At 53.4% G+C, this 16,108-nt stretch carries 14 protein-coding genes; 4 read left to right on the forward strand and 10 right to left on the reverse strand.

Annotation, left to right across the window (positions count from 1 at the left end; genetic code table 11):
- The first annotated feature begins 416 nt into the window (after nt 1-416).
- Nucleotides 417-2,192, forward strand: coding sequence for a hypothetical protein (locus tag AWR27_RS06945; protein ID WP_157579165.1), 1,776 nt, complete (start codon nt 417-419; stop codon nt 2,190-2,192).
- Between the two features lie 63 nt (nt 2,193-2,255).
- On the opposite strand, the gene AWR27_RS06950 is transcribed toward AWR27_RS06945, so the two are convergent.
- Nucleotides 2,256-3,371: an asparaginase gene (locus AWR27_RS06950; protein ID WP_083732986.1), complete on the reverse strand. Its 1,116-nt coding sequence runs from the start codon at nt 3,369-3,371 to the stop codon at nt 2,256-2,258.
- Nucleotides 3,372-3,452: 81 nt separating this feature from the next.
- Nucleotides 3,453-4,256 carry a TatD family hydrolase gene (locus AWR27_RS06955; protein ID WP_077130521.1) on the reverse strand — a complete coding sequence of 268 codons (804 nt, stop codon included), beginning with the start codon at nt 4,254-4,256 and terminating at the stop codon, nt 3,453-3,455.
- A gap of 153 nt (nt 4,257-4,409) precedes the next feature.
- Here AWR27_RS06955 and AWR27_RS06960 point away from each other — a divergent pair, with 153 nt between their 5' ends.
- Together AWR27_RS06960 and AWR27_RS06965 are read left to right on the forward strand one after the other, a co-directional pair.
- On the forward strand, nt 4,410-5,228 hold the full coding sequence (locus AWR27_RS06960) for an MBL fold metallo-hydrolase (RefSeq protein WP_077130522.1): 819 nt from the start codon (nt 4,410-4,412) through the stop codon (nt 5,226-5,228).
- The gene (locus AWR27_RS06965) at nt 5,225-5,698 is read left to right on the forward strand and encodes a hypothetical protein (protein WP_077130523.1); all 474 of its coding nucleotides are present in this window, start codon (nt 5,225-5,227) and stop codon (nt 5,696-5,698) included. The genes AWR27_RS06960 and AWR27_RS06965 overlap by 4 nt, the downstream gene beginning before the upstream one ends.
- A 1-nt stretch (nt 5,699) precedes the next feature.
- Here AWR27_RS06965 and AWR27_RS06970 read toward each other — a convergent pair whose 3' ends face one another.
- The 4 genes from AWR27_RS06970 to AWR27_RS06985 all read right to left on the reverse strand — a co-directional run bounded on the left by AWR27_RS06970 (nt 5,700) and on the right by AWR27_RS06985 (nt 9,512).
- Nucleotides 5,700-6,704, reverse strand: a complete 1,005-nt coding sequence (locus AWR27_RS06970) for a glycosyltransferase (RefSeq protein WP_077130524.1) — start codon at nt 6,702-6,704, stop codon at nt 5,700-5,702.
- The gene (locus AWR27_RS06975) at nt 6,691-7,320 is read right to left on the reverse strand and encodes a polysaccharide deacetylase family protein (protein ID WP_077130525.1); all 630 of its coding nucleotides are present in this window, start codon (nt 7,318-7,320) and stop codon (nt 6,691-6,693) included. Before AWR27_RS06975 ends, AWR27_RS06970 begins: the two co-directional genes overlap by 14 nt.
- Nucleotides 7,321-7,437: 117 nt before the next feature.
- Nucleotides 7,438-8,556: a glycosyltransferase gene (locus AWR27_RS06980; RefSeq protein WP_198045103.1), complete on the reverse strand. Its 1,119-nt coding sequence runs from the start codon at nt 8,554-8,556 to the stop codon at nt 7,438-7,440.
- Nucleotides 8,553-9,512, reverse strand: coding sequence for a lysylphosphatidylglycerol synthase transmembrane domain-containing protein (locus AWR27_RS06985; protein ID WP_077130526.1), 960 nt, complete (start codon nt 9,510-9,512; stop codon nt 8,553-8,555). Before AWR27_RS06985 ends, AWR27_RS06980 begins: the two co-directional genes overlap by 4 nt.
- A gap of 46 nt (nt 9,513-9,558) precedes the next feature.
- Here AWR27_RS06985 and ruvC point away from each other — a divergent pair, with 46 nt between their 5' ends.
- Entirely contained in the window at nt 9,559-10,149 is a 591-nt protein-coding gene (gene ruvC, locus AWR27_RS06990; protein ID WP_077130527.1) for a crossover junction endodeoxyribonuclease RuvC, read from the forward strand.
- Between the two features lie 180 nt (nt 10,150-10,329).
- Here ruvC and AWR27_RS06995 read toward each other — a convergent pair whose 3' ends face one another.
- The 4 genes from AWR27_RS06995 to AWR27_RS07015 form a co-directional block, all read right to left on the reverse strand.
- Entirely contained in the window at nt 10,330-10,743 is a 414-nt protein-coding gene (locus AWR27_RS06995) for a DUF3592 domain-containing protein (RefSeq protein ID WP_157579166.1), read from the reverse strand.
- Between the two features lie 412 nt (nt 10,744-11,155).
- Nucleotides 11,156-12,223, reverse strand: a complete 1,068-nt coding sequence (locus AWR27_RS07005; RefSeq protein WP_077130530.1) for a DUF3500 domain-containing protein — start codon at nt 12,221-12,223, stop codon at nt 11,156-11,158.
- Nucleotides 12,224-12,336: 113 nt separating this feature from the next.
- Nucleotides 12,337-14,352 carry a thioredoxin domain-containing protein gene (locus AWR27_RS07010; protein WP_077133849.1) on the reverse strand — a complete coding sequence of 672 codons (2,016 nt, stop codon included), beginning with the start codon at nt 14,350-14,352 and terminating at the stop codon, nt 12,337-12,339.
- 55 nt (nt 14,353-14,407) lie between these two features.
- Entirely contained in the window at nt 14,408-16,057 is a 1,650-nt protein-coding gene (locus AWR27_RS07015; protein ID WP_077130531.1) for a T9SS type A sorting domain-containing protein, read from the reverse strand.
- Nucleotides 16,058-16,108: the final 51 nt, after the last annotated feature.

The raw sequence follows: 16,108 nt of genomic DNA on the forward strand, positions 1-16,108 counted from the left end.
AAGCTTTATATTTACGTCAAGCTGGGCAGAGGGCTTGCCTTTGCTGGTAACGGGTGAGCTGCTTACCGACTAATATGGTCCGACATTTAGGTAAAGAAATCAGACAATTGGGGTTCATGTGTAGCATTTAACACGCAGGACGGCAATACGATACAGGGTACTGTCAGTCCATTCAATCAGAAGACCAGCACGTTTGCAGGTAAAGATCACAATTATACAATTATTACATACCCGTGTTTGGGATGCCGCCCGGTCGGGCCGTTACGATTTTCGTACTGACCATCTTAGTCACCGACACCGGGTAGCCAGGAGATTTGCGTTCTACATTCCTGTGATACTACCGGTAAAGCGGACAATATACCACGCACCCGTTTGTTAACCGTTTAATGTGTTTAACCCAAACGAAAACCTCAATTATGCTTTTACGAACATTCATGTTTCTACTGGTATCGGCGTCGGCATTGGCGCAAACCACGCTACCGTTAAGTATGACTACGCTCCAAAACGGAGCGGCAACAATTCGGGAGGGCAAAACAGGATCATCACGGACACTGGTGACGACCTACACAGTTTCACAGCTTCGCAGTCTACGCCTGTCAAAAAACGCTGCTTTGCCAACCATTGTTGAAACAACTGACTTTGGCGGGGGACGCTGGCGATATGACCCGGCAGATACATCAACCCCCGACAACACCGGCACATGCATTGTTACCGCTAACGGTGGACGATTTAAGCGACAGTACTTTCGCTCGATAGATGTGGGTTGGTTTATTAGCCCCGGTGCTACCGATCATAGGTCGGCCCTGCAAGCAGCATTCAAGGTGGCAAAAACTGAAAAAGCCTTAGTGTATGATACGGGCATGATGACCTACAACATCAAAGGGCCGATTGTTGTTAACGGCGATGGCATTGCAGGCATTGCCCTGAACGGTACGATTTCTTGTCAGGGGGCAGGCTATACGGCCTTAACGTTCACCGGGCCGCTGCGTATGCGCACCTTTCGGATTGACTTGGAGGGCAATAACAACGCACTAAATGGAATAGATATTCAGTTTGCGCTCATTACCGAGTTTGACAACATCCGTGTTCACGCCTGTAATGGTTTCGGCCTACGTATTGGACGCACCTATGACAGCATTTATAAGAATATTTCGGTTGAGTTGTGTGGCAATGCCACTAATTATGCCTTCTCGGTTGTAAATGGAGGGGACACCTCCAACATGAGCCATTTTCTACGGCTACAAGTCGAACAGAGCCGCGAAAAAGCTATCTATGTGGCACCTGAGACATTGGGCTGTGTGTTTCATAATATTCACTCAGAGCGTCAACGAGTAAGCCGGGCAGGAACTGATACATGGTTTTTGGGGGGCAGCACAGTCACGTATGCAAATGTCCGTTTACAAGCTAATACAGAGGGTGTTTTCTCATCGGCCAACGCCATTGCAAGATTTTACGGGACGCACCTGACTGTCAATGACCTTCGTATTGAAAACAATTGTCCGCTTGTACTTGAAAACTGGGCTGAGGGACTGGCGCAGGTCGTTGTGAATCACATCAACGCGTCGGGCAATGTAAGCCGGGCAGGTAAGGGTGAGGTTTTGATTGATAAGGGGTACATAACCACCCTATTAGGGGCTACCAATCGTTTCTATCTGCGTGACGTAACGATTAATTCTGTAGTCGTAGGCTCGGCTCCGAACGAGAACTTCCCTCTGACGCTCACGCGCTGCTGGGTGAAAAATTTGTCGAGTGCGGGGGAGCTATCGTATCTGAAAGCCACTGACTCACAAATTGACGCAGGCGACTTTCCGAAGGGGGCCTGCTGGCTAATTAATTCCAAATTTTCGTTTGGCACTGAAACAGCCGGGTATAGACGCATCTATGCGAACAATAGTACGCTCGTGGGTAATTTGACGACCGACGCGGGCTACGTCGAGCTAAGCAACAATTCGAGTGTTGTGGGCAACCTGACTTGCGGTTTTGCTCGGGCAATCATCTTCGATGCATCCTCTTACGTGACTGGAGTGGTCAAGAACTATGGCCCCCCTGAATCAAGCACGTATTCGGGCGGGTTTTCGGTTGGCAGACGTACTTTCAATCCAGCCCCAACGGCAACAGGCGTACAGTACTGGGTTTGCACAGTTCCCGGCGTGAAGGGTCAACCGGGCACATGGACACCAATTTCAAATTAACTGTATGATGGGGATACGCTTCAATTCGCGCAATAGTACAGTAAGTAAATGACGCTTTTCACCTTATTCGCTCATTTCGCCCGCCAGTGGCGTAGCCAGCAACGTGCGTAAGTGGTTGGTGGCTACGGTCCCCCGGTCGTGTTCGCGCCCCAGCAGGACCATCAGTTTGGTAATAGCGGCTTCGGTGGTGATGTCGGCTCCGCTAACTACGCCAATCTGTTGCAGGTAATGGCTTGTCTGATACTGCCCCTGCGTCACGCGTCCACCTGCACACTGCGAGACGTTGAAAATGAAAACACCCCGGTCAATAGCGGCTTTGAGCAGTGCCAGCAGCCAATCGTCGGTGGGGGCGTTACCCGCGCCGAAGGTTTCCAGCACAACCCCCCGCAGCGTTGGCATAGTCAGAACGGCTTCGACTATGGGCTGGGAGATACCTGGAAATAGCTTCAGGATTGTTACGTTTGGGTCGAGGACGGTGCGAATATGCAGCGGCTGATTGGGCAGACAGGGCCGAATAAACGGTCGGTTATAATCGATACTGACCCCGGCATTGGCTAAGTGCGGATAGTTTTCGGAAACGAAGGCGTTGAACTGTACGCTTTCGCGCTTGGTGGAGCGATTACCGCGTAACAGCAGCGAATTAAAATATACGCAGACTTCCGGTACAATTGGGCAGGGGTTGCCGGTAGCGTCGGTATCAACAGCGGCAGCAATCTCCAGCGCGGTAATAAAATTTTCGCGGGCGTCGGAGCGGGCTACGCCAATAGGAAGTTGCGCACCAGTCAGGATAACGGGTTTGCTCAGACCTACGAGCATAAAACTCAGTGCCGAGGCCGTGTAGGCCATTGTATCGGTGCCGTGCAAAATGACAAAACTGTCGTACTGCGTGTAGTGCTGCTCAATAATCTGCGCCAGTTCGATCCAAACCGCTGGTTTCATATTCGAAGAATCGAGAATGGTCGGCAGCGTCAGAATTGTAATGCTAATGTCGAGCCGGTTTAATTCGGGCAGGCGGTCGAGAACGCGCTCGAAATCGAATGGTATCAACTGACCTGATTCGCGGTCGTAGACCATGCCGAAGGTTCCACCAGTGTAAATCACCAACACCGACCGGAGCAGTGCCGAACGTTTGTTACTGGAATCGATGCGCGGATCGATTCGGACAGTTTGGTACTTCATTCCCCAAAGATGAAAAACGTAGCCCAAAGAGCCATAGTCGGAGGTTGATTTCGTTCAAAACCGCTCAGCATGTGTTGCTACTCAGCCCGGCAACAAATTGGCGTACAGCGTGGGCAGTAGTGCCTGCGCGTTTGCCGTTGTATGCCGGGCCACGTCGTCGAAGCCAACATGCATCAGATCGGCCACGCGCTGGGCAATGAGCCGCAGGTAGGCGGGTTCGTTGCGCTTGCCCCGGTGCGGCACGGGCGCGAGATAAGGCGCATCGGTCTCCAGTACAATGTGTTTTAAACTAATGTGCGGCAGCACTTTATCCAAGCCACCGTTTTTAAAGGTCGACACGCCCCCAATACCCAGTCTGAAGCCCATGCCGATGGCCCGCCGAGCCTCATCGAGCGTGCCGACGAAGCAGTGAAAAATGCCCGTCAGACCCGGCAGAGCTAATTTTTCAATCAGGTCGGCGGCTTCGGCGAACGCGTTTCTGTCATGCCCGGAACGTGTGTGCATCGACACGGGCAGTTGCTGTTGAGCCGCCCATCGAAGCTGCGTTTCAAATGCTGCAAACTGCTGGTCTACGTAGCTCATGTCCCAGTAAAAATCCAGGCCGATTTCGCCCACGGCCATAAACGCATGGCGATTGAGCAGCTCTTCAACCGAGGTCAGCTCGGCGTCAACGTCGGCCTTGACATACGACGGATGCAGACCCATCATGGGCAGGCAGCGGTCGGGAAATTGTTCGGCAAGAGCCATCAGACCCCGAACGCTCTCGCGGGCGCAGTTCGGCATCCAGATTTGCGACACCTGCTGTGCTTCGGCTTGCGCCAGAATGGTATCGCGGTCATTATCAAACTGCGGATCGTAAATATGGGCGTGGGTATCGATAAGCATTTTTCGTGCGATACGTCGGATTACGGTTCTTCTCCTTTCGTCGGAAGGACAAAACAAAACAACCCTGTTTGGTTCAGCTAATCAACATTTTTCTACCACCCGCCAAACCGTTATCTTTGACCGTAACCTTGCATTTATCATCTGTTTTTCTGAATGTCTCTTTCTATTGCATCGCTGAATTCGGGCAGTAACGGCAACTGCTATTACATTGGTAATGAGCACGAAGCCGTACTGATTGACGCGGGTATCTCGTGCCGCGAAACGGAACGGCGCATGGCCCGGCTGAAGTTGTCGATGGATATGGTGAAAGCCATTTTCATTTCGCACGAACATACCGACCACGTTCGGGGTGTAGCGATACTGGCAAAAAAATATCAGCTACCCGTTTTTATTACCCGTCAGACGCTGCAACGCACGGGCCTCTCGCCCGAACGGCTTCAACTTCGCCCGCTCAACGCTTATCAACCTGTCAGTATCGGTGAACTGAGCGTGCTGGCGTTTCCGAAGCGGCACGATGCCGTTGATCCACATAGTTTTGTAATTAGCTGCCGGGGAGCTACCGTGGGCGTTTTTACTGACATCGGCCAGCCCTGCGACCACCTGACGCGTCATTTTCAGCAATGCCATGCTGTGTTTCTGGAAGCCAATTATGACGAGCAGATGCTGGAACAGGGCCGCTACCCGTTTTTTCTGAAACAGCGCATTCGCGGGGGCGACGGCCACCTGTCCAATCAGCAGGCACTGACGCTCTTTCGCGACTACAGACCGGCGTCGATGAGCCACGTTTTGCTGTCGCACCTGTCGAAAGACAACAACTGCCCCCAATTGGTACTTGAGCAGTTTGCACCGCATCAACAGAACACGACCGTAGTTGTGGCGTCGCGGTTTGAAGAGACGGAGGTGTATACCATTAATCCCAACCTACCAATCGGGCTTCAGCTTCGGGAGCCAGCCCTGCTTACTGCCGTATGAGTTTTCTGCTAAGCATATACTTGTTTTTCAGTACGTTAAGCGCACAGCAACAGCCAGCCTGGACGTATAAGCGCACCGTTGAAGCGGGAGCGGTGGTTTATAGAGCAACGGTACTGTCGCCAACCCGGCTCGATTTTGGCTACCCCTACGGCGGTGGGGCCATTCCGAGGCTGACCCTGCGTAGCCGCAGTGATGGCACTACGCACGTCTATGTCGAGGTCTCGAAAGGGCAGTTTAACCGTAGCTTCCAAAATGGTACGGCCCGCATCCGATTCGATCAGCAACCCGAACGAAAATACAGCGTATCGGCGGCTGCCAATGGTCGGGCCAATATTGTGTTTTTAGACACCGACCGGGCCTTTATCGATCAACTTAAACGCGCCAAAAAACTGACAGTCAGGCTGGCATTCGTGGAGCAGAAAGGCTGGCAAATGGACTTCCCGGTTGCCGGTTTAGTATGGGCCAGATAAGTTAGTCGAACCGGCGACCTTTCCATTCTACCCGTGTCGGCCACCAGTAGAAAAGCACCGACAGCGGCCCTGTCAGCAGTTGATACAACTCGAACAGGAGCGCGTAGGGCCACAGCCGGGTTTGTCGCAACCGGCTCATCCCGAACGACAGAACCGTGGCTTGTACCATCAGCCGGGTTATATACATTCCTACTGCCAGTGCGGGCATAAACCAGCCCAGCAACAGCAGCAATGGCCCGGCAAGGTGCTGCGCATACAGCAACGTTACCAGCCAGCATGGCAGTTCGGACGCCCCACGCATCCAGCGTTTGCGTTGATGCAGAAAGGCCCGAAGCGTATCGACTGGCTTTGTGCGCGCCAGCACACGCTCGTCGAGCAGCGTTTGCCAGGCAAATCCGTTGCTCACAATTGCCCGGAACAGGGTGTAATCTTCCGTGATAGAAAACGGTAGCGACTCGTAGCCACCAACGGCGTCGTAAGCCACCCGGTTCACGGCCATGTTGTTGCCCATCGCGGTTACTGGAATACCGACGTGGCCGAGCAGGGCCGTGAGCGTGAGGTTATAGAGCCAGTCGACCGTTTGAAGGTTGTGAAAAAGTCGCGGGCCTTCGGGCAGTGTTACCCCCGTTACAATTCCCACGTGTGGGCTACCTGGCTGAAGCATGGCCGTGAGCCAGGTGGGTGGCACCTGCGTATCGGCGTCGGTAAAAAACAGGTACTGACCCCGCGCCTGTTGGGCTAATTGTGCCAGAACGTTGGCTTTGCCGCGCAAACCCGCAACGGCTTCCTGAATCGGAATAAGCTGATAATTTGCTCTGTCGGCAATGAAACTGGCTACAATATCGGCGGTCAGGTCGGTCGATTGGTCGTTGCCAATCAGTACCTCGAAGGTATTGGCTGGCTTATTAAGTTGCGAAATGGCCCGCAGGCAGTTGGCAATAGTGGATGCTTCGTTGCGGGCGGCAATCAGGATGCTAACGGTGGGTGCTGACTCAGTAACCGGCATACACAGGCTGCGGAACAGCGCGGAACGAATACCCCCGCTCAGAAAAATAGGCCAGCATTCGGGGCAGCACGTAGCGCATTGTTGGCCAGGCTTTCAGGCTGTCGTGGAATACCACAATGGAGCCGGGTTCTGTGTGCTGAATGGTTTTGCGCAGGCAAAAATCGGCTGGCTGACTTTGGTTGAAGTCGCCGGTTAGCACGTCCCACATAATTACGGAATAATGCTCCATCACCTCGGCAGCCTGCGACTTCTTGATACGCCCGTAAGGCGGCCGAAACAGGGCTGTTTCTACCCGGAGTTCATCCTGACAATTTTGTATATTTTCCAGATAGCGTGCATCATCCGTTTTCCAGCCATTCAGGTGATTATAGGTATGATTACCTACCATGTGCCCGGCTTCAAGAACCTGATATAACACGTTGCGGTGCTTACGTACATTGTCGCCGATGCAGAAAAACGTGGCCTGCGCTGCGTATTTATCCAACTGCTCAAGCACAAATTCGGTTACGTCGGGTATCGGTCCGTCGTCGAACGTGAGATAGATCGTTGGTTCGGGTGCGTCCTGGCCGCTCACGCGGTCGATTTTCCACCAGAATTCGGGGTAAACCGTGCGCATCAGGAAGTTAGACTTATGCAAAAAGAACGACAACGTGATTTTAGTTTGCAGTTTGCAGCATTCAGTTTGCAGTATTCGGGTCACATGCCGACTGCCTACTGTAGACTGCTTACTAATTTAACTTAGTTTCCGCCCTTTCCACAGATAGCCTTTTTTCTGAGCAGCCAGCCCAAAGAAAAGCACGTAAAAAGGGTAAATAACCTGCGTTAGCGGGATGAAGACCACTGACGTTTTTTTTTGTAAAAAAACAAGAACCTGTCGTAAAAACAAAAACTCTGGAACGACCTTCAGCCCAATAACGACTAAAGCAGCTTTTCCGTTTAAAAATCCGAGTAACCAGCCACCAGCGGCCAGCACCGGCGTCAGGTTCCAGGCAAAAACCAGCATAGCCAGCAGTGTAGGCCAGACAGTGCCATACGCCCGCCACTTGCTGGCCCAGCGTTTGCGTTGCTGATAAAACGCCCGCCACGACTGGTGCGGCCCAGTTTGTACAATGGCCGCCTGACTCTTTAAAAAATGAACCCCACCCGGATACTGGTTTGCAATTTTGTGCATCAGAAACTCATCGTCGCCCGAGGCTAAATGATCGACGCCCGCAAAGCCGCCAACAGCCGTAAATACTTTCTTTACGTAACAAAGGTTCGCCCCGTTGCACATCGTTGGCCGACCCCACGCCAGCGTACAGGCTCCCGACCCAATCAGGCTCGAAAACTCAACTATCTGCAAGGAGTCGAAAATTGTTCGTTCGGTTGTAAAGGTAACGGGTCCAAACAGCATTTTTGCGCCTGTGTGCTGATACTGAGCCGCATACGACGCCAGCCAGTTCGGCCCCACCCGACAGTCGCCATCGGTAGTCAGGATCAGATCGCCCGTGGCCTGGGCGATGCTTTGCGTAATGGCGCGTTTTTTGGGCGATGCCGTTTGTTCGTCGGCGAGGGGCAGCAGACAGATAGGGTAGGAGGCCATCTGAGTATATTGCTCAACAACAGAACGCGTGTTGTCCGTAGAAGCATCGTCGGCCACAATGACCTCAAAATTGCGGTATGTCTGGTGGCTCAGGTCGTTCAGCAACAGGCCGATGTTGGGTGCTTCGTTCCGCACGGGCACCACCACGCTCAGGCGCGGGCCGGTGGCGGGTAGCGCACTCTGTTCAGACGCAGGCATTCGCAGCCATGTCAACCAAAGGGCCAGGGTGAAAACGGCATACGAAGTGGCAAGAAGCAGTAAGATTATCATCGTAATTTGATTTGCCACACCCAAACCAATCCGACCAATACGGGCGTAAGCAGATTGGCTGTCCAGAGTGTTAGCGTGGCGGTAATCAGCACTGGCGCAGGCACGCCGAATGGAGCGAACACCCACAGCGAAGCCGCTTCCCGAACGCCCAGATCGCTGAGCAGGTTAAACGCAGGCGTAATCGTTTTCGCTAAAAATACCAGCCCAATCCCCGACGCCGAGACATCGTTTGGCAAACTTACGCCGACTAAGCGCAGAGCGAGGTAAAACTGCGTCGAAAAAATCATGTACCGCGCGGTGGCCGCACCAAGAGCCAGTCCAATTTCATAATCATCGTATAAACCAGCTACATTCCAGTAGTTGGCATACCGACGCAGACCCGAACGGGTTTCAAGCCAGCGTACCAGCCGTTGCCGCACCAATCCGAACAGCACACCTGCCGCCGACAGGCCGACCAATAACACCAGTAGCCACCGTCCGGTGGGCGTGTCACGTTTGGGGACCTGCACGAGGTAATGCGCCCAGGCTACGGCTCCAAACACCAGCGCGACATAAAACTGCATTCCGCCCGATACGAGCGACGCACCAATGGCCGCCCCCCGTTCGCCCGACCGCAGCGACAGCACCCGACCAGCGGTATCGCCCAATTGCGCCGGTAGAGCAAAGCCCAGCGATACGCCTGCCAAAACGCCCCGATAGGCATCCCAGAACGACGTCTTTTCAATACGCTGGAGCAGAATTTGCCACTTCAGGGCCTCGAACCCCCAGTTGACGGGGATGAGCACTACCAGCCCCGCAGCCCAGCGTCCCGGATTGGGTACGGTTTGCCACTGCTGCCGCACCAGTGTCCAGTTGAACGGCTGTTGCCGCAGCACGTGGCCGATGTAGGCGAACATCCCGGCGAAAACGGCGATTTTCAGCCAGAAACCGATTTTTTTTGCTGGAGAGAGCGACAAAACGTATAAGAAGACGTTACTTTGTGAAAAGCCTCACTGACCCATTATGCTTATCGTTCCCAAATCAGTTGCTACAGCACCGGAAAAAATTATACTGGGCGTCGATCCTGGTACGCAGGTGGCGGGTTACGGCATCATCTCGGTGCAGGGGGGCGTTATGAAAATGATTCAGTACGGCGTGGTTCAGTTGAGCAAATATAGCACCTACCAACTGAAGCTACAGAAACTGTATGATACCATTCTGCGGCTGATTGACGAGCATCACCCCGACGAGATGGCGATTGAAGACCCATTTTTCGGAAAAAACGTGCAGGCCATGCTGAAATTGGGCCGGGCGCAGGGCGTAGTGATGGCCGCTGCCCTGTCGCGCAATATCCCAATCGTGGAATATGCTCCCCGGCGCATCAAGCAGTCGGTAACGGGCAACGGCAACGCCAGCAAAGATCAGGTATCGCACATGGTAGGTCATCTGCTGAAAGAAGACCTCAACCCGCAATTCTTCGACGCTACCGACGCGCTTGCCATTGCCGTCTGCCACCATTTCCACGAGAACGCCCTGCCCGTTGCGCCCGGCAAAAAGAACAGGAAAGGGGCCTGGGGCGCGTTTGTGAGCGAAAATTCAGGCCGGGTTATGTAAGGGAATTTGCTTCTTCGACCCGGTAAGCACATCGCCCGCGCTAATTGGTTCAATGGAATTTCCTGCCAGCTTGCTTCGCCCCGAACGCGCCAGTGCAGTTTCGGGCTACTGTCTACCAATCCTTTCCGGCTATAGTCGATGAGAGCGACATAAAGCGTTAAGGTTAGTGGCAAACAGCAGTCAAGCCAATTCGAGTAGCTTATTCACCTCTGGTTTTTGTTCAAGAAATACAATGCTCAGTGAGGTGCCTTTCGGAAGATTATACCAGCTTTTAGTCTTTGTTTCGTCCTGGTATTTGACAACGAAATCAGGGCTGAACTGGTAAAAAACGTAATACTGGTCCTCTTCGCCACGCGCATCTTTTTCATGCCCAACCACAACGGCAGTGCCGCTTATGCCGCGTTGGTTAAGTTGTCGTACCAGAAACATGTCCCGTATCTTGTCGTACACGTATAGCCACGTCCCCAATCCCAGTAAAACGATCAACAGAAACGCCAGCGCATACGCTATCAGGCCGCCCAATGGCCATTTCTGATCCAGAAATAGGTAAAGTCTTCTTCCCTGAAAGAAAATAAGGTATAGTACAAGCGTCATGGCGACCAACATGACAACCGCATCAACCATTGACCGCTTCACGTTCCGCTTTGCGTCTACGACCCTGACGTTGTCTGGGAATGATGGATTTGGTTCCATTGTCATGTTATTCTGCATCGTTGAATACCCAAAACCAACCGCCTGTTAGTGCAATGAACGGGATTAACGTAAGCAATACGAAAACGAAGAAGCTCAACAACGTTATCCATACGCGTATCAACCAACCGGCATTGCCGGACTTGACTATCCAGCCCCGTTCTGTCATTGCAATCTCGACATTGTACTGATGCTCAAGCCAATGTCGTAGTCGTGGTTCGAGGGCGCGATAAACGTATAGTAGCCAGAAACAATAAACAGCCATAGCCAGCAACCCGCACAGGGTGGCTATCATCATGGTGCCCATCATACTACGTTACTTATGGGTTTGCAGATAGTGCTGCTTCAGCAAATCGGCTCCGAAGTCCTGCTCTTTCTCGCGTAGAATGGCGTGAATGTGGTTGCCATCGTTCTGAAAACCAACGTTATCGTATTCAATCAGGAAATCGGGACCGTTGATGATGTAGTAGTGCGGCTTGTTGTTGTCTAATGCGCCCACCCAGGCGAAATGCACCTTGTCGAGACCCGATTTCAGGATTTTGTCGAAAAGCTGATGCGCTTTCTGATGCTCGAAATTGTGGGTGTATTCCTGAATCAGCACTTGCAGCAGCACGCGCTGCCCTTCGTCCATCTGCGACGCCGGAATGCCGTAGTAACTCGTGATACGCTGACTTCCCTGGGGGCTGGTAATAATGTCTTTTGGTACGTCCTGTTTCAGCACGGCGGTGGCCCGCTGTTTCTCGGTGAGGGCGTTGATGAGCATAAAACCGTAGTCTTCTTCCTTGCTCAGCACCCGTAGCCCTGCATATTTTCCCACCTTCACCTCAGAGGGATCAGTGCCAATGAAATAGGGCGACATCGAGACGTTTTTGCCGTCGGTGGTCAGGCTCAGGGCCAGGTGATGCCCACCGAAGTTCAAACCCCAGGGTTGGTCGGCGCGGGGCTGTCCCCAGACTGATACGTAGTAATTGCCATGCGCCCATTTCAACCCCTGCATCATCGTAAGCGTTCGCTGGTCTATCTCGCCCCGGTCAAACGCCTGCTGGTAGAGGGTGTTCAGAATGTCGTCTAACTGCATGATGCTGGTGGTTTTCAGATACCCCTGCGAACTGAGCATGGCCGACAGCACCCGGTGAAACGCCAGTCGGCTTTTATCGGTCAGCGAACCATACTGAATACCCGGTCGCGGCACCATGCCAACGGGCAGGTTGGTCCACTTGTAGCGTAGCGAATCGGTGAAGGCATACTGCGTTTTGGTCCGTTCGTCGGCACTGAGCGTAGCCAGAAACTGGTTTGTCGTTTCAGTAAGCGACCGGTTCGGCTGGGCTAACACGGTGGTTGACAGTCCAAGGAGCAGCAAAAAAAATGGGAAGAGCTTTTTCATAGATCGCACATTACCGTATGCAGAAAGAGAATATTCTCCGCTAAACTATAATTTTCTGGCAAGTACTATGCTGCTCTATTTTTTTAACGGAAAAGTCTATAGCACCTGTCTTTTTACTTCACTAATTGCCACATCTCGGCCACACGCATAACGGGCAACTGACAGGCGCGGTTGTAGCACACGTAAATAGCGGTTTTACCGTCGATTGGTCCGCGCTGTTGTAGCAACGGCAGGGTACTTTGGTCGGTAGTGCCACTTAGCACTTTGTTCGGGAAAAACTCCGCATCGATGTCAGCCCGGAAGGCGTCGGCGTCGGGACCAACAAGGGCGATTTCGGCGGTTGGGTAGGTGCGAAGCGCGAACTGCGCGGCCCAGTTGGTCAGGTAATCGGCGTTTTGCTGTACCAGCGGCTGCACGCGTCCCAGCATCCGGTCGGCGCGTTCGGCGTAGGTGGGGCGGTCGAGCAACAGGCTGAGTGTGAACAGATTTTCGGCCATCATCGAGTTCGATGATGGAATAACGTTGTCGAATAGTTCTTTACGCCGGGCAATGAGTTCTTCACCGTTTTTGTCGGTAAAAAACAGCAGGTCGTCGTTGGGGTCGGCAAAATTCGTCAGCACGTACTGCATCAGTTGGTCGGCTTCGGTGAGCCAGCTTTCGGTAAACGTGGCCTGATATAGAGCCAGCAATCCGTCGATGACAGCCGCGTAATCGTCTAAGAAACCCGCTTGTCTGGCCCGGCCCTGTTTATAAGTATGCCAAAGCCGCCCGTTGCGGGTGTCGCGCATGTGTTTGAGCAGGAAGTAGGCCAGTCGCAGGGCCAGCGTTAGAAACTCTGGTTCGCCAAAAACGCGGTAGGCCGTAACTAATCCTTTCAGCATCAGACCGTTCCACGAACACAAAATCTTGTCGTCTAAGCCGGGCCGGATGCGCGTATTCCGAACGGCCATCAGCCGGGCGTATGTTTTGTCGAGCTTTTCGGTTAGCTCACCCGGCGACCAGCCCATGCGGTCGGCAAACGCTTCGTTGGTTTGGGTGCGGTGCAGTATGTTACGGTGTTCCCAGTTACCCGCTTCGGTCAGGTGATGCAACTCGGCGAACCAGTCATAATCGTCGCCCAACACCTCGCTCAACTCAGGCGTCGTAAACGTGTAAAACTTGCCTTCAACGCCTTCGCTGTCGGCATCGAGGGCCGAATAGAAGCCACCTTCGTGGCTGAGCAGTTCGCGCTGGGCAAAGGCAATAGTCTGGTAAACAACGTGTTTGTAGAGCGGACGTTTGGTCAGGCTGTAGGCTTCGGCGTAGAGCGAGAGCAACTGGCCGTTATCGTACAGCATCTTTTCAAAGTGGGGTGCAAACCACTCATCGTCTGTCGAGTAGCGGGCAAAACCGCCCCCCAGTTGGTCGTAGATGCCGCCGAGGGCCATGCGGTCGAGGGTATGCGTTACCTGGCGCAGGGTGCTTTCATTACCCGTTACATCGTAATACCGCAGCAGAAACCGCCAGATGCTGGGCATCGGAAACTTGGGCGAACGGCGCATACCGCCCTTCTCGTCGTCGACTTTTACGGCTACTTTTCGGTACAGCGTTTCGAGCGTTTCGGGGGCAAACAGCGGATCGGCTTGTTTCAGCCCGTAGCGTTCAGTGTCCGACAAATTCAACTCGGTAGCAAACCCCTCTGCCGACTGCGCGAGGTCGGCGCGGTGATCGGCGAAAGCGTCGCGGATGCTGCCCAGCAGGTTCACCCAGTTCTGGGGTGGGAGGTAGGTAACACCGTAAAACGGTTTGGCGTCGGGCATCAGAAATACATTGAGCGGCCAGCCGCCCCGCACGCCCATCGCCTGTACGGCATCCATATAAATAGCATCGACGTCGGGCCGTTCTTCGCGGTCTACTTTGATACAGACGAAATGTTCATTCATGACCCGCGCCACACTGTCTTTCTCGAACGATTCGCGTTCCATGACATGGCACCAATGGCAGGCCGAATAGCCAATGCTGACTATAATCGGCTTGTCTTCGTCGCGGGCGCGGCTGAGTGCTTCTTCGCCCCATGGATACCACTCGACGGGGTTGTGGGCGTGTTGCAGCAAATAAGGGCTGGTCTCGTTGATGAGTTGATTCGGCACGGCTAACTTACGAATTACGATGTACGACTGCTGACTACGAGCCAGAATGAAAAACTCACCGCGCAATGACAACCTTACGGGTTTGGCTACCCTGTTCGTTTGTTACGCGAAGCAGGTACAGACCAGCGGGCAGGCCAGCCACATTCAGCGTTTCGGCTGAAGTGTGGGCTATTTTCTGCGCTACGGTACGTCCGGCAGTATTCTGTAGTACCAACTCCGTATCGGTCGCTGGTGTTTGGCCGAATCGTATCGTTAGTTCAGAAACAGCCGGATTGGGAAATACCTCTATGTCGGGCTGGGTAGGTTCAATAGCTGTAACGGTGCCCATATCGAATTTACACAGATAGACCTCGCGGCCTGTCAGTTCGATAGTACGTTGCCAGGCGTTTTTATAGCGCACGGTCAGGCTTGTTCTGGCTCCATCGGCAGCGTAGGGGTTCTGGGCTGCAATGAGAATTGCGTTATTTTTCACAACGCCCCGCCAAACAGGTGCCCGTTTGTCCATCAGGTCGCGGGCGGGCGTTTCGATCACGCGTTCGTAACTGCCCTGAAACATGTCTGAAAAGCGCGACAGCCGATACAGGCCGTGAATAAAATGCTCGTAGGCTGCGTAATTGTCGGTATTGGTGGTCTCTACGCTCGGATTCTCCCAAAGCCACAACCCGGCGGCACCTGAAAAAAACGGGAAAATAGCGGTGGCTTCGGCCATAAACGGCTGCACCATACGCGGATAGAACGGAGTACTGTTGTGATACCGCATCCAGACCCACGGCACCACCGGCTTATTGCTCCACGCCCGGTTGGCTTCAACCTGAAACAACAGATACGCCAGATAATCCTGCGCCAGTTGGTTCGGATAATCGTAATAGTAATAAGCCGACGGCGAAAGCGCGTCCAACTGCGTGTAGAACGGACCGCCCACCGCACGTTCGGTAGAATCTTTTACTAAATAATTCACCCGGTTGAGGTTCGTTGTCCAGTCGGCCCACGTATTGCCAATCACGTTCAAGTAATTGTTCAGAATGGGCGTATCGGCGTAGCTGCTGACCACAACGCCTGTCAGGTCGGCGTTTCGGCGGATGTAGCCGAGGGCTTCGGCATACAGGTTGCGGATGGCTTTTTTATAGGTTAAAACAAACTCACTGTCAGGTAGTTGGCGGAATTGGGCCGGTACGCGGTTGTCTTGCTTAAGCCGTAAAATCCGGCTGTCGGTTTCGGCAATGCGCTCAACATCGATAGTAAGCCGACTGGCCGGAATGATGTATTTACCGGCAGCGTTCCGGCGTCCGCCCGATACGCCTGCCAGCCATTGTTCCCACTTGGCCCGGTATGCCGTGAGGTCGTTGGCCCACGGGCTGTCGATGAGTTCCCAGGGTTGATTAAGCCCCGTAGCAATGCCATAATAGGTGATAGACCGCTGCCCCGGCTGCACCACTGATCCCGCTTCGGCGTCGGCTACCGACTCGATATGACTGAAGCCATGCCGGAGTGGTCGGGCCTGCGTATCGCCGAAGCGCGGCCCTGCATATACGACCGGGAAGGGTAGCGTAAATGCCGGAAATTTATCCCACTCAATCCGGTTCGACTGACTTACCGGTGTGAAGGTCAGCCGGTCGGCGCACTGACTTTGTGCAATCAGTGGTTGCTGACCGATGAACCAAACATGTATCCATAACGTAAGAGAATAGCCGAGTCGAACGCGCATGGCTTGTTTTTTCGCCAAAAGTACGGAATTTTAGGGGCTGTAGTGCCGAAG

The sequence above is a fragment of the Spirosoma montaniterrae genome, from assembly GCF_001988955.1.
GTDB classification, from domain to species: domain Bacteria; phylum Bacteroidota; class Bacteroidia; order Cytophagales; family Spirosomataceae; genus Spirosoma; species Spirosoma montaniterrae.